The sequence below is a fragment of the Vibrio sp. Scap24 genome (assembly GCF_013394185.1).
In the GTDB taxonomy this organism is placed as follows: domain Bacteria; phylum Pseudomonadota; class Gammaproteobacteria; order Enterobacterales; family Vibrionaceae; genus Vibrio; species Vibrio pomeroyi.
Genome location: NZ_CP041332.1, coordinates 277890 through 303986, shown reverse-complemented (window position 1 = coordinate 303986; position 26097 = coordinate 277890). Strand labels below are relative to the sequence as shown.

Below are 26097 nucleotides of genomic sequence, written 5' to 3'. Positions count from 1 at the left end.
CAGATTATTCCTACTACCCTGTGGGAGAATTATGAAGTCTTGGTAACCAAAATCGTGTAATAGGGCGAACGCATTGGGGAGAGTGATTTGATGGGCTATAGGGTGTTGTTTCAAGCCCAAATAGACTTGAAAAAGCCCCAACAGTGAGTGCCTGTTGGGGCTTTTTAGTGTTCTGTTTATAGCTTCTAGCTAGGATTTGTATTTATGCAGCAGATCCCAAGGGATATGGCATAAGTGATGATCTTCAGGAAAGTGGCTTAAGTGATGCTGGTGGATATCGTCACTGGCGACGTATTTGGTTAATGGCAAAACCTCTAGAGCGATTCGGTCTGCGTCTTCACGAGATGCAATGTAGCGCTCGGCTTCCGCTAAGTGTTGAGCGTCGGTGCTGTAAACACCGGTGCGATACTTCTCGCCCACATCGACACCTTGTTTATTTACGCTGTAAGGGTCGATGATCTCAAACAGATGCTCCATCAGAACCGTGACGGATGTGATGCTTGGGTCAAACTCAATCTGCACACACTCTGCATAGCCATCATAAGCGTTTTGGTCGTCATCGCTTTTTGGTGCTTCGGCTTCTGTTGGCTGGTAGCTACCATTGGCGCGGCCTGCTTCTGTGCTGATCACACCGGGTACATACTTGATGAACTCTTGCACACCCCACAAGCATCCACCTGCTAAATAAATTTGTTCCATACTTCTCTTTGGGCTCTCTGTGTTTGTTGCTAGCTTTTAACTGATGGCTGTTGATTACTAATAGACGACTTAAACTGTTACAGCGTCAAGCATTCAATAGCTTGGAGCATGCTTAAATACGTGATAGAACCGTATATAAAACAGGCTTATAAAAACAAGCGCTTAAGCATTGTAAATCAGCACGACTGAACAAACGCGTCACTGAACAAACTTAAGTTAAATGCGATAACCTGATTATATAAGTCATCGCACCTTGTCACCAACCCGAATCTCAACATCAAGTGAGCGTTAGTCTAACCATGTTTGATCAAATTAAAGACTTCATTAATCCGAGCAAGAACCCCGATCTCACGCAGGCTCATGAATATCAGCGTAAGCATCTGCCGACCTTGTGGCTGTTGGGCAAAACGGGTGCGGGCAAGTCATCGTTTATTCAAGCGGTCACGGGTAACTCCTCTGTTGAAGTGGGTAATGGTTTTGCGCCATGCACCATGACGGCAATGTCGTATGCGTTTCCACAAGACAAACCGGTTATGCGATTTCTCGATACCCGAGGGCTGGGTGAGGCCGATTACGATCCGGCAGACGATCTTCAAGAGATTGGCCAAGCGGGTAATGCGCTCGTCGTGGTGATGAAGGCCGATGAGCCTGAACAATCCGCTGTGCTTACCGCTCTGCAACAGATTAAGAAGCAAAAGAAGATTAAACACTTACTGCTTGTTCATACCGCTGTGCTGTCTTCCAATGAAGCAGATCGCGCAAGGCAAATTCAATTCAACACCAATCAAATAGAAAAGGTGTGGGGAAAGGGATTTGAATCGGTCGCAGTGGATTTCGAAACGGATGACGACAGCAACAACAGTGGCGCAATCTACAATTATGAAGCCTTGATTGAACAGCTAACTAATATACTGCCTGTTATCGGAATGATGGTGGTCGACAAAGAGCATTCCACCCAAGAAGAAGCCAACTTTGACCAAGTAGAAAACGAAGTGCTTTGGTACGCAGGAAGTGCAGCGGCCAGTGACTTGATTCCGGGTGTTGGCTTGGTGTCTGTGCCTGCAATTCAAGCGAAGATGCTCCACAGTTTGGCAAACCAATATGGGGTGGAATGGAACAAAAGAGTCTTTAGCGAGCTGATAGGCACTTTGGGAAGCAGCTTTGCAGTGCAGTACGGCATGAAGCTCGGAACTCGACAGCTGATAAAGCTGATTCCGGTTTATGGTCAAACGGTCGGTGCGGTTGCGGCCGCAGCCATGAGTTTCGGCACCAGTTATGGTTTAGGACGAGCAGCGTGTTTTTACTTCTATCATAAGAACAAAGGCGAAGACGTGTCTGAACAAGAGATGCAAAAGATCTACAAAGAATCCCTGAAAAAAGGTAAGGCGGCGTCGGGCTATGAAGAAAATTAGAAATCTGTTTCGATTACTGGCCGTTTTATCGAGCGGACGTTGGGGCATTGCGTTGATTTCGGCGATCTTCCCAAGCCTCATCATGATGGGCTTTGGTCTGTTTTTGGCGGTCAAATACGGCTATCTGTTGGAAATGTCGATTGCTATAGCGGTAAGTACCTTGCTGTTCACCATTCCTTTATACATTTCTAGCCGTTCTTCTCGCGAACCCACTTATAGCAATGCGTTTGCAAACCTAGCCTGCGAGGGTGAAACCGAATCATCACCTAAGAGTGCTGACATCAATGACGCGTTAGTAAACGATGCAATGGTCAAAGCATCCGATGAATGGTCGCAAGCTGAGTTGTTGATTTGGAACGACTCGAAACACTACGTGCGTCAGCAGTTAAGTGGCGAGATAGAGTGGGGCAACCTCGACCAAACTGGTTTAGAGGTGCTTGAATTTGTCGCCAAAAAGTTTGATAAAAAATCACTCGATTTTTCGATTCCTGAAGGGCTTAAATTATTTGAAGAGGTCAGCCGCCGCTATAAGTTGGTGGTGAAAGAACACATCCCGGGCATTGAGTATCTTAAGGTTTCTTACATCAAAGCGGGCTATGAAGCCTATGACAAATACGGTGAGCTAGGGCAGAAGATCTTCAAAGCGGCTATTTGGGGCAACCATCTTAAAAACTTGTATTTGAATCCGCTCAAAGTGATTTCGGATTTAGGTCGAGAGCAAGCCACATCTACCATGACCAAAGGCGTGGTCGATGATATGCAATACGCTGCCAAACAAGCCTTACTCGATGAAGTAGCTGCGGTAGCAATTGATCTCTATAGCGGTCGATTCAGCATTGAAGACGAAGCGTTAACAGCATCTGATGTGTCTGAAGTCGACGAAAAGCGTTTTGCCCCTGAATTAGAGCCCGTACGAATTGTGCTGGTTGGGCAAACAAGTGCGGGTAAATCCTCACTGATTAACGCCCTTAAGCAAGAGCTGGTTGCCGAGGTCGACGTTCTACCATCAACCGATACTTCAACCGTTTACAACGCGTTTGTCGATGACAATGACGTTAGAGTGGTTGATCTTCAAGGGCTTGATGGCAATGCAAAAACCGAAGCCTTGATGCTTAAAGAGATGACTCAAGCTGATGTGGTACTTTGGGTGCTTAAAGCCAATCAATCGGCTCGCGAGTTGGATAAACAGTTGAAGGGTAAGTTTGACGCTTTCTATGATGATCCGAAGAACATCTCACGCAAGAAGCCGATTGTGGTGTCGGTTGTTAATCAGGTAGATCGGTTAAAGCCTGTAGACGATTGGCAGCCACCGTATGACTTAGAGAATCCAGCATCGGCCAAAGCGAAGATCATTGCTCAAGCGCTCGAATACAATCATATATTGCTGCAAACCGATATCGTGTTACCACTGGCGATTGCTCCTGAAAAGGCGCAGTTTGGTTTAGATGTTTTAAGGCAGACGTTGCTTGAGCGTATCGCTGACGCAAATAACGTGCAGAGAAATCGCCAACGTTTTGAAGCAATGAAAAGAGGGACGTCGGTTAAAGGACAGCTGAACAAAGCGGTAAAAGCAGGTAAGAAGGTGGCACCCAATGCACTTAAAGCCGCGACACCGAAGCTAGCTGAAATGGTGATTAAACAAGTGGTTAAGAAGAAGTAACCCGATTACATGGAAGTGGAAAGAGCAATAGCAACCAAGCTCTGATGAAGCTGAAGAAGAAGTTAACGAAACTCAGTGATTATCAGAGCTTGTTTTATCTGCCATTAGTTTTAATTAAATCTCTATTACCGAAATCCCTTATCACTACAGCTATTTGTCGGCACTAGTTAATTCCACGAACTAGTTTAATAGTATATAAACTGACAATATTCACAGTTTATATAACACGCTATCGTATTTAATTACCATTCTAAATATTGATCACATTTATACTTTCTTTCGCTGTATTTATAAAACAATTGCACTATATTTAAATTTCGGATCACCTTGATTTCAACGTAGGGATATATTGTGAACATGTATCTGAAATGGCAATCAACAACATGGCTAACCTTGTTAGCTTGGTATACTTTAGATCATCAGCTCTCGTTCCACCTTTCTTCAGAGTAGTACCCTCTAGGCGTCACGCGCCAGCAGAGCCCCTGAGCTTTGCCCAATTCTATTAATTTCGTCTTTAAGAAATTTAGTAACTCATGTGTTCGTTGTTTGTATTGCTGTGCATGTGGTTCTTTATCTCTTGGTCATTATTAATTGGATTCCAATCAATACATTATTGATTAAATAATTTATTTCTATCCATTAGTTTATATCGTAATTATCACGAGTTTGATCGTGTGTTAAATAAAACTAATGGTGATGACTCGTGACATCTAAAAATAATGAATTTGGCTTTTTCTCCTTAAGCTGAATTTGTTGAAAGGTACTATTATGGAAAATTTCAAACATCTACCAGAACCGTTTCGTATTCGCGTTGTAGAGCCAGTAAAAAGAACAACTCGTGCTTACCGTGAGCAAGCCATTGTCGAAGCGGGCATGAACCCGTTTCTACTCGACAGTGATGACGTGTTTATCGACTTGCTGACCGACAGCGGTACAGGTTCAATCACACAACGTATGCAAGCAGCGATGTTGATGGGTGATGAAGCCTACAGTGGCAGTCGCAGTTACTATGCACTGTCGAACGCGGTGAAAGATATCTTCGGCTATGAGCTGACTATTCCTACTCACCAAGGGCGTGGCGCAGAGCAGATTTACATTCCTGTTCTCATCAAGAAGCGTGAAATGGAAAAAGGACTCGATCGTAGCAAAATGGTCGCTTTGTCGAACTACTTCTTCGATACCACCCAAGGCCACACTCAAGTGAATTGCTGCGTGGCGAAGAACGTTTATACCAAAGAAGCGTTCGATACCTCAGTGAATGCCGACTTCAAAGGCAATTTTGACATCGTGAAATTGGAAGAGGCAATCTTAGAAGCGGGTGCTGCCAACGTTCCTTACATCGTGAGTACCATTACCTGTAACTCAGCTGGTGGACAGCCTGTCTCTATCGCCAACCTCAAAGCCGTGTATGAGATTGCACAGAAGTACGATATTCCAGTGATCATGGACTCTGCACGCTACGCTGAAAATGCTTACTTCATTCAGCAACGTGAAGCCGGTTATCAAGATTGGACTATCGAACAAATCACTCGTGAGTCTTACAAATACGCGGATGGTTTGGCTATGTCGGCCAAGAAAGACGCAATGGTACAAATGGGCGGCTTGTTGTGCTTTAAAGACGACTCTTTCATGGATGTGTACACAGATTGTCGAACTCTGTGTGTCGTGCAAGAAGGCTTCCCAACTTATGGTGGCTTAGAAGGTGGCGCAATGGAGCGTCTTGCGGTTGGTCTTTATGACGGTATGCGTCAAGATTGGTTGGAGTATCGCATTGGTCAGGTTCAATACCTTGTTGATGGCTTAGAAGCGATGGGTATCGTGTGTCAACAAGCGGGCGGTCATGCTGCGTTTGTCGATGCAGGTAAACTGCTTCCTCATATTCCAGCGGGTCAGTTCCCCGCGCATGCTTTGGCGTGTGAGCTGTACAAAGTGGCGGGCATTAGAGCGGTTGAGATTGGCTCGTTATTGCAAGGCCGTGACCCGGTAACGGGAGAGCAGCATCCATGTCCTGCAGAATTATTGCGCTTAACCATTCCACGCGCGACTTACACACAAACACACATGGATTTCATTATCGAAGCGTTCGAAAAAGTGAAAGAGAACGCAAGCAAAGTGAAAGGGCTCGACTTTACCTATGAACCGCCAGTGTTAAGACACTTTACGGCGCGCTTGAAAGAGGTAGAGATAAGCGAGAAACAAGCAGGAAAAAAGAATGAACAAACGCTCGAAGAAGCATTTTAAAATAAAAACATAAGCGAATAGTCACAGACCAAAGAGCCGTTTTTTAGCGGCTCTTTTTTTGTGGGTGCTCTTTTATTTTTGGAGCTCTTTTTACTTTGGGAGCTCTTTAGCTGAGAGAGTTCTTTCTATTGTTGGAAAAGCAGAAATTGAGAGAACAGCAGAAATCGAATTATGTAGGATCCGATCCTACAAGAGAGATAAACGTAAAATCGGCACGCCCCATATAATTCCATTCATCGCCTAGGTCGTTATCGATGAGCAAGGCTTTAAAAGATTGTTTACTCAAGTGGAATAGTAGAAGGGTTTGTGTATGAAGATTAAAGTTTTAATCGCGTTATTGGTGGCTCTAACTGGGTATTTGATGACGTCTAACTCCGTTCACAGTTCGAATATCCAAAAGAACAATGCTGATCTCAATTGGGATGCGTTAATCAAACCAACCAAAGAAATTCAGAACCCTTTTGAAGACCTCTCATACGAAAACATTACCTTGTTACGAGAGTACGCTGGTTTCCAGGATGCGATTAAAACAGGTGACTTAGACAGTGACCCCAAATACAGCGACTACATCAATAACCAAGTGCACAAAATCGCAGACGTTTTGCTCGATGAAGGACTAGATGCGAACAAACTCTACGACTTGCGAAACGAGATGATAACGCTCAACGAAGAACGTTTTTATACCCCGAACCCTAAAGTTTTGGATAAGAACTGGAAGCTGGGCGGTTACATGGTACCGATTGATTTTGAAGGGCTTTCTGTTACCAAGTTCTTTCTCGTACCTATCGCTGGCCAATGCATTCACACACCTGCGCCACCTGCGAATCAGATCATACTGGTCAACTACCCAGAGGGGATCGTGATGTCCTCTTTAGAGGCGCCATTGTTCATTGAAGGGACATTGCAGAGCGAGTTAAACATCGACCAAGGCAATTACTACGATGGAACGAATAGTGTGGAAAGTATTTACCACATGACGGCGACCAACGTCGCATTTCTAAACTGATTCATTTTATTCAATTGAAACTAATCCAATCAAATTTACTTAGGTTTATCGTTATGCTTTACAAAAAAACAGTGATCTCTTCTTTAATCTTGTCGGCACTTTCTTTCTCTTCACTTGCAGCAGAAAGCGTGCTGATCAAAGACGTAAAAATATTCGACGGCACCACCAATGGCCTAACATCTAACATGGATGTTCTGGTCGAAGGCAACACCATTAAATCGATTGGCGAGAACCTTGATCAACAAGGTGTAACGTCAGTGATTCAAGGCGGTGGCAAAACACTGACACCTGGCTTTATCGATGCTCACGTGCATCTATCGCTCCAGCTAGGTTTCGGCGAAATGATGGTCGCGGATGAGTACCGTTTTGCTATTGGTCAGGTCGAGGAATCTGAAGCCATGTTGATGCGTGGTTTTACTACCGCTCGTGACATGGGCGGCAACACCTTCTCTCTAAAGAAAGCGATTGATTCTGATATGGTGAATGGCCCAAGAATCTACCCGTCCGGTGGCGTTCTAACGCAAACAGGTGGTCACGCCGATTATCGCATGCCAAATAGCTTGTCTAAGCTGCACACCAATGACCCTGATCCATTTGTTCGTGGTGGTCACACCGAGATTGTTGATGGTCAGTCTCAAGTATTAACAGGCGCTCGTGAACAGCTTCGTAAAGGTGCAAGTCAGGTCAAAATCTTGGTTGGAGGCGGCGCAGCTTCACCAACCGATCCTCTTGACGTGACTCAGTTCTTGCCAGAAGAGGTGGATGTGGCAGTAAGAGCGGCAGATAACTGGAACACTTATGTCGCAGCGCACGTGTACAACAATCATGGGATTCGTATGGCACTGGATAATGGCGTGAAATCGATTGAGCACGCTAACTTCATCAGCGAAGAAAACCTCGACTTATTGATTGAGAAAGACGCGTGGTTGAGCGTTCAAACCTTGGTGTACATCAACACACCCGCAGGAGTGAACGAAAGCCAGAAGGCCAAGTTCGCACAAGCGTTTGATGGCTTAGACAATACGTTCTCGCTTATCAAGAAGAAGGGATACAAGAAGATAGCCTTCGGCACGGATGTGATTGCCGACCACTCATTAATGGCGCGTCAAAACGAAGAGTTTACCAACCGCACTAAGTGGTTCTCAAACTATGAGATCCTTCGCCAAGCGACTTCTGGTAACGCTGCGCTGCTTGAAATGTCTGGCCCTAGAAACCCATATGAAGGGAAGCTAGGTGTCGTAAAAGAGGGCGCACTGGCGGATTTGATTTTGGTCGACGGTAACCCGTTGGAAGACTTGTCGGTATTAACGAATCCAACAGACAATTTCGACATGATCATGAAAAACGGGACTATCTACAAAAACACGACTCAAGACTAAGTAACTCGATGGCTGTCGATTGATATCAAAAGCTGGATCGTGAATGAACAAAGGGCCTACTGATAATGTAGGCCCTTATTGGTTCGTGGCTATTTGTTTTGCAATACGGACTTGAGGATCTTTAAAAGCCATTGGTTCACAGGGGCGTCTTTTTGTGAACGACGACAGCTCATCACATAGCTAACACCGATAGTCAGCTTCTCGGGTAAATCAATGCTTCGACAACCTTCTGGCACACTGCCATCTAAGGTGATCCCAAAATAGTCCGACTTCAACACCACATCGTGGATCATCGCAGGGTGGTCGACCTCAACTTTTGGCGTGACGTTGAAACCGACGTTTCTGAGCCTGTCGATAATGGGGTATTTATTGTCATTCCACCCTGGGGTTTTGAACAGGATGATTGGGTAGTTAACCAATGACTCAAAGGTTTGTGCTTCGTGGTCATTTCGAACGAAAAACACCGCTTTGCCTTTACCTATTTCCTTCTGTGAAATGGATTGCGGCAAGCCTTCATCAAAGTAGTGAACCGCGACAGCATCCTCACCGTCGATGAGCCTGTTTTTAACATTGGTTCCCCATCTCACAAAGGAATAATGAGCATGTGGTGCTTCTTGGCTGAGAGCAAAGTAGAGCTTAGATCCGTAGCGTTCCCAAAACAGGGTATTGGCGTAAATTTTGATGTCGCCCTGATAAGTATCAGGAGTGAACACTTGGTGTTTGATGGCTTCGACACTCGTGAGTATCTGCTCAAAGTTTTCGATATTGGTTTCGACAAAAGTCGTTGGCTCAAACCCGTGTTTGGTTTGAATAAATAAGGGGTCATCAAGCTGTAATTTTAGCTTCGACAGGTTCTTGCTGATCGCCCCAGAGGTTTTTCCTAGCGACTCTGCAACCAAACCAACATTGCGAAGCTCATACATACGTTTGATGACCAAGATATTCTGAATATCGAGATTGATGTCCACAAGCACTCCGAATTGGTTAGGTGATAACGATGCTATTCTTTGTTGCGAATGAAGCGTTAAAGCATAAAAGCGCGACAACAGAGAAACGTAAAAGCATCTGACTCTAATATCATAGTCATGAGTTTTAAGTTTTAAGACAGCACAACGTCAAGATGTGAACTATTTCGTTGATTTATCGAGCAAGTTTCCATTTTGTAAATCTTGCTTTTCCTCGAATGGCCTGCATCCGGTTGTTAAAGTTACCTCAACAAAGAAACACAGTAACTAAACGAACATAATATTAAAAATAACGAGGGGTGATGTATGAACAAGTTAATCGCACTAGGCTTGATGGCTATTTCAATGAATACTGCTTTTGCGGCTGATGGAACCTATACAGGCACCATTGATATGACAATGAGCCAAGGCAATCAGGTAAATGTAGAGCGTGTTGAGTCTGATCTTACTCTTGAAGGAAGAAATGACGCTAGCAATGGCGGAATAAAATTCCAAAAGACCGTTGATCAAGACCAAACGATCCAACTTACAGGTCGTCGCGACTAACGCTTAATCTGTGCTTACCATGTCCATGGAAAATGCTGTGCCTTCGGGTGCAGCGTTTTTCGTTTTAGAGTCTTTTATAAAATTCAGCCATCTAGCCTTGGCAGTATCTGTAACCTGTGGCATTTTGTCTTTCTATTAACGTTAGCTTGCGACTGGTGTGGGCTCGAATGACACACCAGTAAACGAAGACTCGAAAAGGATTAAGAATGAATCGAAAAGAAACGGGAATGATTCGTCATATTTTGCTGATTAAGTTTAAACAAGATGCAGAAGTGTCTGAAATAGAGAAGCTGAAAGGACTGTTTGAAGCAATGCCAAGCAAGGTGGAAGGTGTGACTTCAGTCGAGTGGGGGCTAAATGACAGCCCAGAAAACAAGAATCAAGGTTATACCCATTCGGTGCTAATGACGTTTGCTGATGAAGAAGGCCGTCAGAATTACCTTCCACACCCAGAGCATGATGCGCTGAAAGATGTGTTTCGTCCGCTTTTAGAAGACATCATTGTGTTTGATTACTCCATGTAATTAGCTTGTCTTTGTGTCTCGATCTATCTGTGATCCTCTATAGCAAAGAGTTAGGGCTTAGTGATTAAGCCCTAACGAAATAAGAAACGATTTACTCTGTTGGTGAAATCGTGACAGGGGCGAACGAAGCAACGGCATTTCCGCCTGCGCCCGGGCGATCAACATAAGGGGTGTTTTGCATTAAGGTGTAGTACACGTCTACGAAGTCATCGTCATTCACTAGTACGCCTTCAGGAATCACATCAATGATCTTACCTGTGATCTGAGCAATGATCGCATACCCTTGAACTTCTGGGTCAGGAATCATCTTCAAGATCTCTTCTGCGGCTTCAACCAGCAACTTGGCTAACGCTTTGTAATCGGTGCCATCATCGTGCTCCATCAAAATCATATCGGCAGCGCCCCAACGGTAACGAGGCCAGAAGATAACGGTTTGATTTGGGTAATACGTCTGTTTGTCGTAGTCCAGATAAGGCATCTCAACGAGATCAATCTGTGGCTCTAAACGACTTGAATCGACACCCGTCACAATGGCATAGATTTCAGCTTTGCCAGAGATCCACGGTTCTTGGTCGACAGCCAAACGGATTTTCGTTAACTGTGTAGTATTTAATGGCTCAGGTTCCTGCATCGCCATCGAGCGTTGAGCTTTGTTCATAAACGTATGCTTCTGAACCTTACTGTTTTTACTAGCTTTACTGCCGCTGGTGGTTTTGGAGCCGGAATTGATTTGTGTTGCAGTACCCAGTTTGTTCATCTCAGCCTGCATTGCCATTAGGCCTGCTTTGAGTTCTTCTGAGCCGTTACTATCAATAATAAACACAGGAACGTCTGGCATTTGGTACACATCTAACTCATGAACTTGTCCATACACATCATAGGCTTCGATGTATTGCCAGTTTGAATCATCGCCTGATGGTTCGTAAGCAAACAGTGGGCTTTCACCACTCTTCCAAGCTTCAATCATCGCTTCATCGGCCATGCGAATCTCTAACACAGAGTCACTGAAGTCGTTGATCCCTTTCATCTTGCGGTAGCTAAGATCGGCCTTTTGCATTTTGCTTGAAAACGAGGAGTAGGGCTTGTCTGAGTTAAGCTTATCTATCGGTGTAGACAGCTGTTTTTCTGTTATCTGATCTTTTAAAGAAAGCTCAAGTTCCGAGTAGCGGGCACTGATTTGCAACGCCAAAGATTGCTTTTGTGCTGAGGAGTTCTCTGAAAGAGAGCGTGTGTCTGTCGTGTCGATATTGTTTGCATAGGACTGGAAGCCAACCACTGTTGTTGCAAGCACCATACTGATAGAGAAAGATGGTCTCATAAATAATCCTTATTTTAATTTTTATCATTAATAGAGCATTTGCCCTATAAGGATTAACCTATCAGCAAGGTGAATGTGTTTAAAAGTTAGACAGCTTATTTTTATTTCGTTGTGCAGCACAGGATCTCAATTTAAATAATTTATAAAATATTAAGTGTGTGACGACTTGATATATCCAAATTTATAAACCAATCAGTAGTTAATTAACAAAATTATTAACTGTATAGGCTGGGTATATATGTCTGTAGGTTCAAAAGAGTACGCTCAGGTATGAGGGTATCTGTTGGCTTGTATAGGGCAGATAAGAAAAAGGGCTAGCGCTTGGCTAACCCTTTTATGTTTATAAGCGAACGGCAATGCTTATAAAGACTGACTGTTTGTTGGTGTATCTATTATCTCATTACAGAGCGGCGTTATATAAGCGCTTTAGCCCTGTGATTGCTCTGCGGATGCCATGTACATTTGCATCTCTTCTAAGCTTGTTTTTGCGATAACTTGGTTATCAATAGAGTAGTGAACTTCATCGCCAAAGCGCTCGCCCGTTAATGTCGCGTGAGAACCGTCGTTGTAAGTTAACTCAATTGCGATTTGGTCTTCGTTGATCACTCTCATCTCACTGTGGTCAATCACATGCTTTGCCAGCGGGTCGATTGGCGCTTCTGTTAGGCTGTCATCCAGTTGGTCATTAATATCAATGTACGTATCTACTTTGGTGTCAAAGATGTGAGGCTTTTTGTTGATTGGGTTCTTACCCGTCCAAAACTCCAGTGAGTTAAATACGATGTAATCGGCGGCAACGGTAATACCGTAAGCAGGGGCAAGTAACATGTTTAGGCCACCACGAGCGTAACGGTTATCAACGGCTTTCACGTTAAATTCCATTAGTTTTCCGGTTACGGCATTGCTGCCCACACAACCAAATAAGGTCACAAGGCTCATTGAGATTATTATCGGTTTTGCAAATCGGTTAATCATTATCTATTTCTACACGTGTCTGTTTAGGAACGGATAATTATGTCAAAGTCATCTGCGTTCTAATATAACGCCACGCCTATACTTGATATCAGAAAAACCTATATCTCTATATAAACCAATATCTTGCTTATTCACTTTGTTTGTTTCCCTTGCTATTTCCTTCGATCCTACCGTACTAGTTCGTGTTATTTGTATTCGGTGTTTTTACAATGAACTGTCATGACCATAACTGAATGATGGAAATTGAACACGATAATAGAGGGCAAGTTAAACGATATTAATTCTCCGTTTATTCATATAAATGACCGCCTAAAGGGCTCGAATGAAACGATTTAATCTGAACCTCATCTATTACTTTATTGCGATATATGAAGAAGGAAACTTAACGTACGCAGCAGAGCGGCTCAACATCTCACAACCCAGCCTCAGTGCTCACTTGAAGCAACTTCGAGACGAGTATCGCGATCTGCTCTTCGTTAGAAAATCGTACACGCTTGAACCGACACCTGTTGCTAACGACTTGTACCCAATCTTCAAGCAAGCACACAAGCTTGTCTCTCATTCGTTACCTGAAACGCACGACTTTGAACCGAAAGAGTGCAGTTACACGTTTCGAATTGCCGCGATGAGTATTTCAAGCAGTGTGACGCTGCCGCAAGTTCTGGATAGGATTCAGAAAGAAGCACCAGACTGCGTGATTGAAATCGTGAACATCAAAGAAGACATGGCAACAGATATTCGAGAGAAAAAGATCGACCTTGTTGTCGATTTAACCAGCGCACATCCAACCTTATTAAGCCAAGAGGTATGGAGCGACGAGTTATGTATCGTGTGTAGCCAAAACCACTCGAACATTGACCAGCAAGTCAGCTTAGAGCGATACCTTTCAGAAAAGCATGTGACGCTCACACATGATAACTACCGAGTGAATCAACTTTCCGAGTTTCACAGCCCAATCTTTTCTGAGCGAAAAGTAGCAAGAAAGCTTAATTCGATCGCTGATTTCTCAGATACCATCTACAACAGTGATTGGATTGCAACCTTCCCCAAAAGTGTGGCGAAAGCGTATTTCGATGAAGAAAAAATAAAGATGTTTGAACTGCCATTCGAATACAACAAGCCATCATTGAGTGTGTATTGGCACAGCAACCGTAACGATGACATCGTAAACCGATGGTTAAGAGAACTGTTTACCAGTGAGATCTTAAAACTGTCTGCGTGATCAATTCGGCATTTTAAGAGGTCGTCTAAGTCTCTAGAACAACTCAGCCTTCTAATAAGCAATCAAGCCTACTCATGTGAGTAGGCTTAGTTATTGGTTGCTACCTTTAGCGGTACGTACTAACTCAATCTAAACGCAACGTTAGGCCAGAGTAGTTCGAGTACCCACGCAGTAACACATGATAAGTCACGCCCGGTTGCGCGCTCAAACTGCACTGCTCATTGTTGCCAGCGCGATAGGGGCGACAGTCGTAACTGGATGTGGTTGGCTTGCTGCCCGATTTCACGTAAAGATCGGCATCGCCTGAACCTCCAGACATTGAAACCGTCACGCTTGATGCAGAATCCACAGTGAAGGTGTAGAAGCTCTCTGAGGATTGGTTTCCGCTTAGGTTCGCAATCGGTGTGCCTTTCGTCAGTACATTGCCAGTTGGAGGTGTGACACCACAGCTTGCATTCACGCCTACCGTGTTAAAAGCATCTTCAACATCGGCAACCACATAACCCATGTCTGCTGCGGCTTTCGCAACGCCACACGCACCGGCATCAAAGGTGCTGTTTGCCGTCCAATACAGCTGGTTTGCGACTGTAAATATTTCAAAGCCCTTGCGTACATTCCAACCCGATTTGTTCGCTAAAAGGTAAAAGGCGCGGTTATAAACACCGCTAGATAAGTGAACGTTCAAACCATCGTAGTATTCAGAGGCATTATCAATCGAGCGGCCATCTTTTGAAGGTTGATCAAAGTAACGCAAGCCACCTTCCGATTTGAATATATCACTACCTACAATCCAATCCACATTGCCACGCAAGTAATATTCAGCCGCTTCGCCTGCAATATCGGAGAAGGCTTCGTTAATACCACCCGACATGTTTCTGTAAACAAGCCCCGAGTTCTGCTCTGTGAACCCGTGGCTGACTTCGTGAGCACTCACGTTAATATCGACCAATGGATAAAAGGTGCTGCCACCATCACCAAAGGTCATTGATGAGCCATTCCAAAACGCATTCTCGTAATTCGAGCTGTAGTGAACACGCATCGTCAGCTGGAAAGTTAACGGTGAGGTGTTCATCCACTCTTTGTACATATCAAACACGACATTACCGAAGTAGTGCGCATCGTTAAGAGGCGAGTAAGCACCGTTAATGTACTTATGATCGGTGTAGTTGGTTCCATCGGCACAGTTGTAGCTGTAGGCTGCGCTACCAGACGTTCCGTGGTTCAAGTTGACCGTCTTAACCGAATCGTTTTCTAACTTACACGTCGTGCCTGTTTTGTCGATGGGAAAACTAGGGAAGTCACTGCCATATTCATATCGAGTGGTTTTGAGGTTACCGCCGGGGCCAGTACCAGACGATTTAGCATGGTTTAATCCATTCCATTTTTGGATTACTTCGCCAGTCATGGCATCAATAAAGTAAAAAGGGCGCTCTGGATAAGAGGAAGCGATAAAGAAATCGACCAGATACACCATTTGCGCGGTTTGGTTCTCGTCCAGTCTCACCATGAGCTTTGCATTTTTGTTTTCAATCGACTTTTTGCCGACAGTAAACGAACGGTGAGAGGAAATAGCAGCTTCAATCGCCTGATCCTGATTCAGCTTTGGTGCGATGCTGGATAAGTCTCCACTGATGCCTTGTGCCATTGAACCGAATACCTGAGTGGGTTGGTTCTTGGAAAGGGTGGCGACAACGGAGGTATCAAAGACGGGTAAACCTAGGTGAGTTTGTTGATAGCGGACTTTCGTTTTTCCATTGGGCAATACCACCCGTTTAACTTCAGAAAAACCTAATTCAAGTGGAGCAACACTCTTCGACTGCGCGACGAGGCTTTGTTGTAGCAGTGTATCATTATCGATTCTGACCATTTCTGCAGCGTGTGCAGTAAAGCCGAAAGACGTACCTAGAATGGCTGCTATTTTCCAGCTTAGTTGACGTTGTTGGTTCATTTTTCGTTCCTGATTTTAATATAAACTCCTTCTTCCCAACGGCTTTATAGGAAGTCTATATGCAACACACTCATGCCATGTGTTGCGAATCAAGATTGGAAGAGCATTTCGGCTTATGACAAGTTTTAATTAGAGATTAAGTTTTAGAGTATGTAATTCAAAGTTTACAAAAGTTCTTATTGATTAGATTGTTTTTATAAAATACAAATTTATTATTTATCGTAAACGTATGAAGGGTCGGGAGTTATTAAAAGCCACTTTGTTTGAATCTAGAGAATGAAAGTATCTTAGTTAATCTCGATATTTTTCTGTTTTTATCTTAATTATAAATCAGTAAATAACCGGTTTTTGGAAGTGGGAATATTGTCTTTATTATCAATAGTAAACTTATTTTAACAATATCAATCAGAGTAGTTATCGAGTTCTCTTCATTTAGTTCTGTTAGACAGAAAATTTCTACATTTTCTTGTTCAATCGCAAATTAGTAAACATAAGTCATTGTTATTAATCAAGTAAGTCGTTTAAAATAGATACTAGACAGAAAGTTATGAATTTAAATAAATATTTTTCTGTCTAATAAGTGTTAGGTGCTTCGGGTGGGCATTTTGCGCCTGAAATATCTTATACTTCAACAGGCCATCTAGGTGTAAAGCTGTTTTGAGTTTCTTCAACAGAGATAATGTTAGAAACTGCAAAGTTTCTTATTCCACCTTTCTGGATGTCAAAGCAAAAGAACTTCTCTTCACCTTTAGTTATTCTATAGCTATATGGTTCAGCTTCTCGGGTTTCAGCTGTGCCGTCTTTTTCACGCGCAGTGATAATTATTGTGTGTAAGTTCTTACCTGCATTGCCTATGATCTGTTTCACAATTGATTCCTTAATAGTGCGGCTTTATAACCACTATAAAAATGTGGGTAAAGGGATAGGGTTTCAACTGGTCTTTGTTGGTAAATTAGTCATTTGCTATTCAAGTCACTAAATTATGTAATTATCTTATCTAGTTATTACATGATGGTGCATATAGCAAATGACTTAACAGTGATTCGGTGTACAAAATGATTTTTCTCAGCTTAAAATTGTGTTTCTTGTGCCTAGTCCGTGTATACGTTGTCAGATACATAGTTAGATTTTATGAGTTAATTAAATAAAGTGAGTTCTATGAAGATTAAAAACATTAGTATTGATGGTTTTAGAAGTTTGGTTGGGTTTAATTTAACATTTGATGATCGTTTAACGGTTATTGTTGGAGAAAACGATGCTGGTAAAACGTCATTGATTGATTGTTTAAGAGTCATTACTCAAAATCAAAAAGTTGAATTAGATGATTTCAACTTTGATATGAATGATATTACCATCAAAATTGAAATAGAAAACTTCGTTTTCACAAAAACGTTTACAAAAGATGGTTTAATTGTTGCTGAAGGTCTAATGATTTCATCTCCGTCTGAGAGTTACATTAACGAGTTGAAAGATATATTCGTAGACGAATATGATGCTGAAGATCAAGGTAATATTAAAGAGATAAAAAGAGTCGCTAAAGAACTCGGCTTGATTGTTAGAGCTAACTCTGTTCCTAGAACTCTTAAAGATAGAATTGTTGAGGTTTTGAATCAAGATGGAGTTATTGAAATAGCTGGAGCAAAATTTCCAGCATTTAACAATATTCAATTAAATGGGAACCAGTTTGAAAACGTACCTTCGTTCTTTAAAGAGGTATTCTTAAAAGAAAAGCAAACAAGCATATGGTCTGAAAAGATTGATGAAGACCTTACTATTGAAGAGTTTGTGCAAAATAAAATAGATACATATTCAGAGGAAATAACTAATAAAATAAGGGATGATGGGGTTTTAACAAAACTAAGAATGTTTCTGGGCGAGGGGGCTGATATAAAGATCACTCCACTTTACCAATCTAAAGATCTAAATATTGATGCTAAAGTCCAATTTTTAGAAAATGAAAAAGAAATTAATATTAGCAAAAAAGGTTATGGTACAAAACGTCGCATATCGATGGCATTATTGGAATATAAGAAAGAACAAAGTATTCTTGAAGGAGATGCATCAACAATATATTTGCTTGATGAACCTGATACACATTTACATGTAAAGGCACAGGTTGAGTTGTTAGATACAATTCAAGGTTTTGCTGATTCTGGTAATCAAGTGATCCTGACAACTCACTCTCCATTTGTTATCAACCAGATACAGCCAAGAAACATAAGGTTAATTGAAAATAAAAATAATATCAGTAAAGTTAAGTTTCTTAGGGATGAACCAGAAAAATCTAATCGGATATTGAGATCCCTAGGTGTTGAGAATACATATTTATTTTTCTCTAGACATTTGGTTATTTTTGAAGGTGAGACTGAAGATGGCTTCTTACCAGAGTATTTCATTAGTCAATTTGATAAGCCTATTGGTTCAAACTTGGTTAAAATAATAAATACTAAGGGGATTACAAACATTCCAGGCTTTTGTAAGGCAATTTTGGAAATACATGATCCAGAAAAAATTTATCTTTTGTTTGATAACGATGCTACAGATGAACTCAACGAGGTTATACAAGAATTAAATGTACCAAATGAAAGACGTTTTATAGTTGGCAACAAAGAATTTGAAGATGCCTTTAGTGACAATGTGCTTTTTGAATCATGGCGACAGTATTTAGAAAGCTCCAACAAAGATATACCCGAAAGCTGGACTGAAACTGCCATCGCAGATCTGAGGGCAACTTGCGAAGAAACCGGTGCTAAGTTCTCTAAAGAAATTAGAAAACTTAATTCTGGTGGTAAGAAAATGACTAAGCCAATTTTTGGAAAAGCTATCGCACAAAGAGCACTTCCAGAAGAGCTCCCGGAGCCTTTATCTCAACTAATTGACATTCTGAGGTAACACGCACAACTCTTGGCGGTTTTGGTGTGGAGTTTACCGAATTTGGCGAGTCAAATGCCGCACGCCTTATTCTAGGCGTATACGTTAAGGAGGAAAAATGGACATCGATGAATCAAATAATCCGACAGTAGATAGATTGGCTAATATGTACGATGTATTAGAACGTCTAGGGGTATTGTCGGCAGAACTTGAACGAGAAGCTAATGTATTGTCAGTGATAAAAAGTTTTAGTCCACTATTTAAAGATCACGCGTGGGTGTTAAATGACTACTTACCGTTAGCGTATTGCGAAGAAGCTGTGATGTTAGCTCAGGGTGGTAAGTTTTCCGAAGCTGAGAAAGTGCTGATACAGGGAGTCGATGCTGGACTTTCACTTTTTATGCAACACTTACTAACGGCTCAAGAGTTTGAACAACGTTCAGATATTCTGATTAACGCAAAAGAACTACAGTTGCAAAAAAACTATGGAGCAGTTGTTCCTCTTTTGTTAATGGCTATTGACGGTATTTCTAATGACATTAATAATCTTGGGCTATTCACCCAAGATTCAGATATAAGCGTGTGGGATTCTATATGTCAATATGATGATGCTTTCACTTATTTACAGAAGAACTTTCTTACAAAAAGTAGAACTAAAACAAATTTCAATGAAATCTTCGTTCCTTTCAGGAACGGTATATTACATGGCAGAGATATAAATTATGCCAATGCAAGTGTATCGGCTAAATGTTGGAATATATTGTATGTTTTACGTACGTGGTATCGTGATAAAAGAGATGAATCTTACAAAAGACGCAAGCTTGGTGCTGAGCTAAATGTTTCGAAAGAAAATGAAAAGTTGAAGCTTTACCTAGATAAGTTTGGTAAGCGTGAGGACGACTTTTTATTTTTAGACAGTTCAGGTGCTTCTGAAGTGGCGAATGCTTTTTTGGAAAGCTGGCGGAAAAAGCAATGGGGGAAAGTTGTTCCCCATATGTACCATCTAGTCGGTAAGCACCGCGGGAAGTCAGCGAGTGAAGTTAAAGAAACATACGGTAACTTTGAACTGATCGACTATAAGACTCTTGGTGGGTGTTGTGATAACCCTAGTAGCGTCGTTTTAGATGTATGTTTGACTATTTCAGTCGAAGGGAAAAGAGAGGATTATCCACTCAAACTTCGGTTAAATTATTCATCTGACGACCTCCTGCCTTTGCCAATAAATCATCCTGATGGTAGTTGGGGGATTGTACAAAATTCATTGTCTGCAATATTGTTTGGACGGGTATAACAAGAATCTATGGCGTCAATAGTTAATTTTTGACGCTATTTTTATCTCACAGGTAACTATCGCTACTTATGGGGATTCCCTGTTGCAAATATTTAAGAATAATTCTGTTTTTTGGAATAATGGACTCGTGGAAACCTCATTGTCTATTGGTTTATGTGTGTAAGGTGGACAAATTAGCCAAGGGTGTCTTGTTCACCTCAATTCCAATTCAGTTTCACGGAGGAAACATGACAAGCGACCAACTATTAGAAAAGGCACTTTATAGCAGTGCCAGCATCCATCAACCTCATTCTTTAAAAGCTTATTTGGCTGCGAATTATTTGAATGGGTATTTCGCTAAATCAGACAATGTGTGGCTTAAAACGAGTGAGCTGATAAACCAAACTGAGATTGAAGTTTTAGGCGAGTACTCAGCAACGGTGCAGGCGCCAAAGTTCTCAGAATTTCGTATTCACAGGATATTGAAAAGTGGGGTATACCCAGCTGCGTATGCCGCTTTGATGCAGTGGTATGAGAATAAGGGCTTTCAAGATATCTTCTCGTATTACGTTTCGCAGGCTTCTAAAACAAGCGAATACCTTTCCCACAATGTGACTATCTTATTGGCGCTGAATCGTGTTTACCGTGAGCTAGAGCCGTCTCAAGTTCCAGCATTCCTTAACCGCTTCACCGAATTTGTCACATCGACCCGTTCTGATGACTACCGAAGCACTGGCACAAGTGAAGTTGTAGATCTCGATAAGGTATTACAAGCATGCCTAAAACAGTTTGGTTTCTTTGGGCATAACCTAATTACACTTACGTGGATATTGCGTTGTAAGGAAGAGCTGTCGAAAGAGCAATATGACGCGATGCTCTCTAATCTCTATCGACAGGCTAATAGTCTATTGGAAGATCCAGACGATGAGATTGATCAAGCTATCTTGGCGCAGTGTCAAAGCTCAGATAATTCAGATGAGTTCTATGACAATGTCCACCGATTGGTTTTTGGGTATACGTCGAATCTGCACCAGATAACCCTAGCGGATGCATTGTGTTTTCTTCATGAACGATTTCCTGAACATACAGCAGAGCTAAAATGTGTCGCAGAGTATCAGTGTCGTTTGTTAGAACAGTAAATTTAATTGCAACAATAAATGACATACAAACGTAGAGGTAGCGCACAGAATCGAAAAAGGGGATATCGTGATCACGTAATCATTGATCTAGCCGAGGGTGAGATAGTGACAAGAGTTCGATAATTCGTTGTCGGATCTAAATTAGAACTTTAAATCTAATTTTTAAGTAGTTGTTATCTCAGGAAGAGTTTTTGTGCTATGCGCCCCTATATTAAATACATTATCCCTATTTTAATTCCTTTCATTATCCTCGTAATGCCGCTATCAGCGTTTCCATTTGAAGGCCTTACGATTATTCAACAACGCGTTATCGCGATCTTTTTATTAGCGGCATTGTGCTGGGTGTTCGAGCCTATCCCAATTTACGCGACGTCTGTTGTTATTATCGTTCTGCAATTATTGATGTTGTCGGATAAAGGGCTGATCTTTTTAAGGTTTGAGCATGGGGAGGAACATTTTGGTGAGCTGTTAAAATACAGCGATATTATGGCGACATTCGCTAGCCCAATCATCATGCTGTTTTTAGGTGGTTTCTTCTTAGCGATGGCGGCCACTAAATATCGATTAGACGTAAACTTAGCTCGCGTGTTGTTGAAGCCATTTGGACAAGACCCAAAGTTTGTGATGCTCGGCTTAATGTTGATCACTGGTATCTTTTCGATGTTTATGTCTAACACGGCAACAACGGCAATGATGCTATCTATTTTAACGCCGGTACTGGCTGTGTTTGGTCCGAAAGACCCCGGTCGTGTAGCGTTTGCGCTTTGTATTCCTGTTGCCGCTAACATTGGTGGCATTGGTACCCCGATCGGTACCCCTCCGAACGCTATCGCACTTAAATATTTAGTTGGCGATAACCTCATTACGTTCGGTGAATGGATGGCATTTGGTGTGCCGTTTGTCGTTATTATGATGGCGTTAGCGTGGTTTTTAATCGGCTTTATGTACAAAGCTGACCAAAAGAAAATCGAGCTAAGCATCAAAGGTAAATTCCTTAAAACACCCAAAGCCATTGCGGTATACGTCACTTTTGCGCTCACCATCATTCTTTGGTTAATGGGTTCAAGCCATGGCATGAACTCTTATACCGTCGCTCTGATTCCTGTTGCTGTGTTCTCTCTTACTGGGATCATCAATAAAGAAGACCTGAAGAAAATTTCTTGGGACGTATTGTGGCTTGTATCAGGTGGTATTGCGCTTGGTTTAGCGCTCGATAAAACTGGCTTAGCAAAGCTGGTGGTACACAGTATCCCGTTTGATGCTTACTCACCCTATGTGGTGTTGTTCGGAGCGGCGTTCTTGTGCTTGGTAATGGCAAACTTTATGTCTCATACCGCAACGGCTAACTTGTTAATGCCAATTATGGCTGCATTAGGTTCGTCTATGGCTTCACTCACGCCACTAGGCGGAGAGTTAACGTTAATTCTGGTTGTGACTTTTGCCGCTTCATTAGGTATGTCGTTGCCAATCAGTACGCCACCGAATGCGTTGGCTCATGCCACTGGTCATGTGCAAAGTAATCAAATGGCCAGAATCGGTATTATTTTGGGTGTGGTTGGTGTGCTACTGAGTTTTGTTATGGTGTGGCTGCTACATTCAATTGGTCACATAGGGTAACGATACGTGTATCAACAAAAGTTAGAAGCACTTATCGATCGCTATTTTAACCACACAGAACGTCGGGTGACGTGCTGTGCCGGTAACACCATTATTGAACAATCAGCGCTAAACACTCGTTTATATTATGTGTTTAGTGGAGAACTGGAAGGGTTTTATACCGATGCGAATACACCGCAAGTGCGAGTATTTAGCGCGGGTAGTGGGGCTTTTATAGGCGTTCATAGCTTCTTTTCAGGTAATTGGACAGCATCTTCAACGGTTGTTGCTAAAACCGATGTTGAGTTAGCGTGGATCGATAAAGACACGCCTGCAGAAGATGAACGTAAATTTGGTCCTCTTACCGCACAGTTTACACCTGTGATTGTCAATGAGTTGTCACGTCGTCAACGCCGCGCAACACAAGAAGCCATTGCGAAACAAAAAGCGCTAGAGAAGTTACATACTGCTGAGCAAATGACCACCTTGGGTCAATTAGCTGCGGGGATTGCTCATGAACTTAACAACGCTATTGGTGTAGTAAATAGTAAATCAGGTCGACTTGAAACGGTCATCATGGATCTGCTTGAGGAAGTGCATCCAGAAGCCAGTCAATTTTTCGATTTTGGGTTAATGCATGGTCAGAAAACGTCGTCGTTAGAAGCACGAACACGTGGGCGACAATTTGAAAGAAAATATGGTTTAGACAAAAACATTGCTCGCTCTCTTGCGAAGGCGATTCCAATTGATGCTTTATCTGCAACAGACGTTATTTCAAAGCATTGGCTGAAAAATCCAGAAGAAGCGATTCGTTTTTGGCAGATGGGCTGTGATTTACATGACTTACGTTTGGCATCTAGACACACTGTCGGCATCGTAAAATCGGTTAAACAACTTGGCAGAGTTGATATCGACACCGAAGAAGCGGTCGATATTAACGACTCCATTAACCATGCCTTATCGTTGTTACAAAGTGAGTTACGTAGAGTGTCTGTGCGATTGAGCCCTGCGGATCTACCGTCTTTTAAAGGTTCGAAAACAGAGCTCGTTCAGATTTGGGTCAACATTGTAAAGAATGCTTGTGATGCGATGTCGAATTCAGACGATGCCGCAATAGAGATTCAAACCAGATTAAGTAAGAAAAGAATATTAGTTACGATCGCGAATAACGGCCCTGAGATAGACGAGGCGACTCGTAGAAAGGTATTTCAGCCCAACTTCACCACTAAAAAAGGTGGTTTATCGTTTGGATTGGGCTTGGGCTTATCAGTAGTTAAGCGGATTGTGGCAGGTTATGGCGGAAGTATTATTGTGAAAAGTGATGCTTCTAAAACTGTATTTAGAATCAAGTTACCAATAGAGGGTGAACATGGAGAAGCTTAATTTAATCTGTGTCGATGACCAGAGAGAAGTACTGAGCGCAGTGATACAAGATTTAGAGCCGCTGGCGAGTTGGCTGAATATTGAAGATTGTGAATCAGCGCAAGAAGTGCTTGATCTCATTGATGAACTTGACGCAGAAGGCGAACACATTACCGTCATCGTGTCTGATCATGTGATGCCTGGGAAAACGGGTGTGGAGTTACTCACTGAAGTGTTCCATGACAGTCGCTTTCCGAATACAAAGAAAATTCTTCTTACGGGGCAGGCCACTCATACTGATACCATCAATGCGATTAATACAGCAGGCATCGACCGTTACTTTGAAAAGCCTTGGCAAGCAAACACATTAGTTGAATGCATTCGTACTCTTGTCACTGAGTACATATTTGATCAAGGGCTTGATTACACGGACTATCAGAATGAGCTTGACCAGCAGGTAGTGTTGAGACGCTTACGCTAGTCTTTTATGTTAGCGACTTACGCTAGTCATTGATGTCAGTCGCTTGAAATTGTATGCACCGAAGGACGCTTTCTGAAGGATTTTTTCTGTGAAAGATGTAATCTTTCGGTGCATATATTTCCCATCTCTTTTAGTCGTTCAGGCTTTAGTACTCAGTTATTAACACACTGATTGTTGGCTTTAGTATAAAACTCATACGCTACGCCAACAGATGCATTGTGCTTTCTTCACGAACGATTCCCTGAACATGCAGCAGAGCTAAAATGTATCGCAGACTATCAGTGTCCTTTGTTAGAAAAGTAAGTCGAAATTATTCGAAAGTGATTCCTAATGCGTGGTATGTGGAGTTTGAAGTCAGATCGGTACTTACAACGTAAAGGACTAGGCTTTTCACTGCTTATTGCGTAATAATGCATTCGCCCACAAGTGGGGATTTATAGTCAGTAGGATTTAAAAATGAGTGAGATCGCTCGCTTTATATCTGGTGAAGTGCCAGACAAGTTTGGTCGTAATATAGAACAGTTGTTAGCTTACAATCACTTTTGGTTGGAGCATGACCATAAGTATATTCAAGTGTTTTTCCCAATCGATGAGGGGACTAAGTTTAATCAACATGCCCCGTTGGTTACCCAAGAAGATAGGGCGCTTTTTGCTAATTCAGAAGCGCTTCGCACTGCCCATCTACAAGTGCTTGACCTGATGCTTGAATTTTGGGGAATGCAGCGAGACGGAAGTGAGATATCTTCATTGTTGCCACTTAGCCCTGCGAACCATGTATGGTTGAAGAATCATGACCATAACCAGCTTCGACTAACACGAACTATTCGCAGTTTATACTTGCTAGGCAATGAAAAGGTTGCGACCAACTTATGTGACTTCTTGATCGCAGCAGCGAATGAAACCGGTTCTGTGTCTGATAAAACGGTGCAATATTGGCGTAATGCGTTAAATGGTTAGAAGCCCGCAATAGCCAGTGGGTTAACACACTGTATGAAAGGGAAGGAGACTCAGGATGAGTGCAGTTTTTAAAGGTTCGTGTTTGTGTGGCAGTGTTCATTTTTCTGTTGAAGGGTTCAGCGAAAAAGCAGCAAACTGCCATTGTTCAATGTGCCGAAAATTTCACGGCGCCGCTTTCGGGACGTTAGTTGGTGTAAAAGGCTTAAACTGGCTTTCTGGCAAAGATCGACTCAAAGAGTTTGTCGCATCAAACGGCACAACACGAACATTCTGCTCCAACTGTGGATCAAGCCTTGGCTTCAGAGTTCAAGGTGAACCTCTTGAAAATATCGAGTTGGCGATATCAACGTTCGATGTCGATATTCCTGTCAAAATTGATGCTCAGATTTATACAAACTACAAAGCGAACTGGTGTGAATTACATGCCAAGTTGAGCGCTTTTCCAGAAGGGCGCTTAACCTAAGGTGTAGAATCCGTTAGTCGGTTGAACAAAGATCCAAATGCAATCTGTGGTATACATCAAAGT

Annotated in this window: 22 protein-coding genes; 16 read left to right on the top strand and 6 right to left on the bottom strand. The window is 42.3% G+C overall.

Annotated features, from left to right (window positions below):
* Positions 1 to 189: 189 nt before the first annotated feature.
* Positions 190 to 699 carry a peptide-methionine (S)-S-oxide reductase gene (locus FLM53_RS01235; protein ID WP_176681032.1) on the bottom strand — a complete coding sequence of 170 codons (510 nt, stop codon included), beginning with the start codon at positions 697 to 699 and terminating at the stop codon, positions 190 to 192.
* 299 nt (positions 700 to 998) lie between these two features.
* On the opposite strand from FLM53_RS01235, the gene FLM53_RS01230 reads away from it, so the two are divergent.
* The 5 genes from FLM53_RS01230 to FLM53_RS01210 all read left to right on the top strand — a co-directional run bounded on the left by FLM53_RS01230 (position 999) and on the right by FLM53_RS01210 (position 8397).
* Positions 999 to 2111 carry a YcjF family protein gene (locus tag FLM53_RS01230; RefSeq protein ID WP_176681033.1) on the top strand — a complete coding sequence of 371 codons (1113 nt, stop codon included), beginning with the start codon at positions 999 to 1001 and terminating at the stop codon, positions 2109 to 2111.
* The gene (locus FLM53_RS01225; protein ID WP_176681034.1) at positions 2098 to 3771 is read left to right on the top strand and encodes a GTPase family protein; all 1674 of its coding nucleotides are present in this window, start codon (positions 2098 to 2100) and stop codon (positions 3769 to 3771) included. The genes FLM53_RS01230 and FLM53_RS01225 overlap by 14 nt, the downstream gene beginning before the upstream one ends.
* Positions 3772 to 4539: 768 nt before the next feature.
* Complete coding sequence (tnaA, locus tag FLM53_RS01220) at positions 4540 to 6012, top strand: tryptophanase (RefSeq protein WP_176681035.1); 1473 nt, start codon at positions 4540 to 4542, stop codon at positions 6010 to 6012.
* Positions 6013 to 6322: 310 nt separating this feature from the next.
* Positions 6323 to 7018: a DUF3299 domain-containing protein gene (locus FLM53_RS01215; protein WP_176681036.1), complete on the top strand. Its 696-nt coding sequence runs from the start codon at positions 6323 to 6325 to the stop codon at positions 7016 to 7018.
* 53 nt (positions 7019 to 7071) lie between these two features.
* Positions 7072 to 8397: an amidohydrolase family protein gene (locus FLM53_RS01210; RefSeq protein WP_176681037.1), complete on the top strand. Its 1326-nt coding sequence runs from the start codon at positions 7072 to 7074 to the stop codon at positions 8395 to 8397.
* An 89-nt stretch (positions 8398 to 8486) separates the two neighbouring features.
* On the opposite strand, the gene FLM53_RS01205 is transcribed toward FLM53_RS01210, so the two are convergent.
* Positions 8487 to 9365 (bottom strand): LysR family transcriptional regulator, encoded by an 879-nt coding sequence (locus FLM53_RS01205; protein ID WP_176681038.1) that lies wholly within the window; start codon positions 9363 to 9365, stop codon positions 8487 to 8489.
* A gap of 303 nt (positions 9366 to 9668) precedes the next feature.
* Between FLM53_RS01205 and FLM53_RS01200 the strand changes: the two genes are divergently transcribed.
* Positions 9669 to 9908 (top strand): hypothetical protein, encoded by a 240-nt coding sequence (locus tag FLM53_RS01200; RefSeq protein ID WP_176681039.1) that lies wholly within the window; start codon positions 9669 to 9671, stop codon positions 9906 to 9908.
* A gap of 206 nt (positions 9909 to 10114) precedes the next feature.
* A complete protein-coding gene (locus tag FLM53_RS01195) occupies positions 10115 to 10432 on the top strand; it encodes a Dabb family protein (RefSeq protein ID WP_176681040.1) in 318 nt (105 codons plus the stop codon).
* A 91-nt stretch (positions 10433 to 10523) separates the two neighbouring features.
* On the opposite strand, the gene FLM53_RS01190 is transcribed toward FLM53_RS01195, so the two are convergent.
* Positions 10524 to 11750 (bottom strand): DUF3103 domain-containing protein, encoded by a 1227-nt coding sequence (locus FLM53_RS01190; protein ID WP_176681041.1) that lies wholly within the window; start codon positions 11748 to 11750, stop codon positions 10524 to 10526.
* A 426-nt stretch (positions 11751 to 12176) separates the two neighbouring features.
* Entirely contained in the window at positions 12177 to 12725 is a 549-nt protein-coding gene (locus FLM53_RS01185) for a DUF3332 family protein (RefSeq protein WP_176681042.1), read from the bottom strand.
* Between the two features lie 322 nt (positions 12726 to 13047).
* Between FLM53_RS01185 and FLM53_RS01180 the strand changes: the two genes are divergently transcribed.
* Positions 13048 to 13947: a LysR family transcriptional regulator gene (locus tag FLM53_RS01180; RefSeq protein WP_176681043.1), complete on the top strand. Its 900-nt coding sequence runs from the start codon at positions 13048 to 13050 to the stop codon at positions 13945 to 13947.
* Between the two features lie 124 nt (positions 13948 to 14071).
* On the opposite strand, the gene FLM53_RS01175 is transcribed toward FLM53_RS01180, so the two are convergent.
* Together FLM53_RS01175 and FLM53_RS01170 are read right to left on the bottom strand one after the other, a co-directional pair.
* A complete protein-coding gene (locus FLM53_RS01175) occupies positions 14072 to 15895 on the bottom strand; it encodes a M4 family metallopeptidase (protein ID WP_176681044.1) in 1824 nt (607 codons plus the stop codon).
* Positions 15896 to 16516: 621 nt separating this feature from the next.
* Positions 16517 to 16762 (bottom strand): WYL domain-containing protein, encoded by a 246-nt coding sequence (locus FLM53_RS01170; protein WP_218113554.1) that lies wholly within the window; start codon positions 16760 to 16762, stop codon positions 16517 to 16519.
* Between the two features lie 291 nt (positions 16763 to 17053).
* Between FLM53_RS01170 and FLM53_RS01165 the strand changes: the two genes are divergently transcribed.
* The 8 genes from FLM53_RS01165 to FLM53_RS01130 all read left to right on the top strand — a co-directional run bounded on the left by FLM53_RS01165 (position 17054) and on the right by FLM53_RS01130 (position 26034).
* Complete coding sequence (locus FLM53_RS01165) at positions 17054 to 18787, top strand: ATP-dependent endonuclease (RefSeq protein ID WP_176681045.1); 1734 nt, start codon at positions 17054 to 17056, stop codon at positions 18785 to 18787.
* Positions 18788 to 18884: 97 nt separating this feature from the next.
* Positions 18885 to 20057 carry a hypothetical protein gene (locus tag FLM53_RS01160; RefSeq protein ID WP_176681046.1) on the top strand — a complete coding sequence of 391 codons (1173 nt, stop codon included), beginning with the start codon at positions 18885 to 18887 and terminating at the stop codon, positions 20055 to 20057.
* A 227-nt stretch (positions 20058 to 20284) separates the two neighbouring features.
* Positions 20285 to 21175, top strand: coding sequence for a hypothetical protein (locus FLM53_RS01155; protein ID WP_176681047.1), 891 nt, complete (start codon positions 20285 to 20287; stop codon positions 21173 to 21175).
* A gap of 198 nt (positions 21176 to 21373) precedes the next feature.
* Positions 21374 to 22792 (top strand): DASS family sodium-coupled anion symporter, encoded by a 1419-nt coding sequence (locus tag FLM53_RS01150; RefSeq protein ID WP_016791670.1) that lies wholly within the window; start codon positions 21374 to 21376, stop codon positions 22790 to 22792.
* Positions 22793 to 22798: 6 nt separating this feature from the next.
* Entirely contained in the window at positions 22799 to 24154 is a 1356-nt protein-coding gene (locus FLM53_RS01145) for an ATP-binding protein (RefSeq protein ID WP_176681048.1), read from the top strand.
* Positions 24141 to 24614 (top strand): response regulator, encoded by a 474-nt coding sequence (locus FLM53_RS01140; RefSeq protein ID WP_176681049.1) that lies wholly within the window; start codon positions 24141 to 24143, stop codon positions 24612 to 24614. The genes FLM53_RS01145 and FLM53_RS01140 overlap by 14 nt, the downstream gene beginning before the upstream one ends.
* A gap of 456 nt (positions 24615 to 25070) precedes the next feature.
* The gene (locus FLM53_RS01135; RefSeq protein ID WP_176681050.1) at positions 25071 to 25571 is read left to right on the top strand and encodes an opioid growth factor receptor-related protein; all 501 of its coding nucleotides are present in this window, start codon (positions 25071 to 25073) and stop codon (positions 25569 to 25571) included.
* 55 nt (positions 25572 to 25626) lie between these two features.
* Positions 25627 to 26034 carry a GFA family protein gene (locus FLM53_RS01130; RefSeq protein ID WP_176681051.1) on the top strand — a complete coding sequence of 136 codons (408 nt, stop codon included), beginning with the start codon at positions 25627 to 25629 and terminating at the stop codon, positions 26032 to 26034.
* Positions 26035 to 26097 lie beyond the last annotated feature (63 nt).

What these genes read in the sequence shown, in the direction of transcription:
- tnaA (WP_176681035.1), top strand. Translation starts at nt 4,540, where the DNA reads ATGGAAAATTTCAAACATCTACCAGAACCGTTTCGTATTCGCGTTGTA.
- FLM53_RS01200 (WP_176681039.1), top strand. Translation starts at nt 9,669, where the DNA reads ATGAACAAGTTAATCGCACTAGGCTTGATGGCTATTTCAATGAATACT.
- FLM53_RS01160 (WP_176681046.1), top strand. Translation starts at nt 18,885, where the DNA reads ATGGACATCGATGAATCAAATAATCCGACAGTAGATAGATTGGCTAAT.
- FLM53_RS01180 (WP_176681043.1), top strand. Translation starts at nt 13,048, where the DNA reads ATGAAACGATTTAATCTGAACCTCATCTATTACTTTATTGCGATATAT.
- FLM53_RS01190 (WP_176681041.1), bottom strand. Translation starts at nt 11,750, where the DNA reads ATGAGACCATCTTTCTCTATCAGTATGGTGCTTGCAACAACAGTGGTT.
- FLM53_RS01150 (WP_016791670.1), top strand. Translation starts at nt 21,374, where the DNA reads ATGCGCCCCTATATTAAATACATTATCCCTATTTTAATTCCTTTCATT.
- FLM53_RS01140 (WP_176681049.1), top strand. Translation starts at nt 24,141, where the DNA reads ATGGAGAAGCTTAATTTAATCTGTGTCGATGACCAGAGAGAAGTACTG.
- FLM53_RS01185 (WP_176681042.1), bottom strand. Translation starts at nt 12,725, where the DNA reads ATGATTAACCGATTTGCAAAACCGATAATAATCTCAATGAGCCTTGTG.
- FLM53_RS01135 (WP_176681050.1), top strand. Translation starts at nt 25,071, where the DNA reads ATGAGTGAGATCGCTCGCTTTATATCTGGTGAAGTGCCAGACAAGTTT.
- FLM53_RS01215 (WP_176681036.1), top strand. Translation starts at nt 6,323, where the DNA reads ATGAAGATTAAAGTTTTAATCGCGTTATTGGTGGCTCTAACTGGGTAT.
- FLM53_RS01130 (WP_176681051.1), top strand. Translation starts at nt 25,627, where the DNA reads ATGAGTGCAGTTTTTAAAGGTTCGTGTTTGTGTGGCAGTGTTCATTTT.
- FLM53_RS01235 (WP_176681032.1), bottom strand. Translation starts at nt 699, where the DNA reads ATGGAACAAATTTATTTAGCAGGTGGATGCTTGTGGGGTGTGCAAGAG.
- FLM53_RS01230 (WP_176681033.1), top strand. Translation starts at nt 999, where the DNA reads ATGTTTGATCAAATTAAAGACTTCATTAATCCGAGCAAGAACCCCGAT.
- FLM53_RS01165 (WP_176681045.1), top strand. Translation starts at nt 17,054, where the DNA reads ATGAAGATTAAAAACATTAGTATTGATGGTTTTAGAAGTTTGGTTGGG.
- FLM53_RS01175 (WP_176681044.1), bottom strand. Translation starts at nt 15,895, where the DNA reads ATGAACCAACAACGTCAACTAAGCTGGAAAATAGCAGCCATTCTAGGT.
- FLM53_RS01195 (WP_176681040.1), top strand. Translation starts at nt 10,115, where the DNA reads ATGAATCGAAAAGAAACGGGAATGATTCGTCATATTTTGCTGATTAAG.
- FLM53_RS01210 (WP_176681037.1), top strand. Translation starts at nt 7,072, where the DNA reads ATGCTTTACAAAAAAACAGTGATCTCTTCTTTAATCTTGTCGGCACTT.
- FLM53_RS01155 (WP_176681047.1), top strand. Translation starts at nt 20,285, where the DNA reads ATGACAAGCGACCAACTATTAGAAAAGGCACTTTATAGCAGTGCCAGC.
- FLM53_RS01225 (WP_176681034.1), top strand. Translation starts at nt 2,098, where the DNA reads ATGAAGAAAATTAGAAATCTGTTTCGATTACTGGCCGTTTTATCGAGC.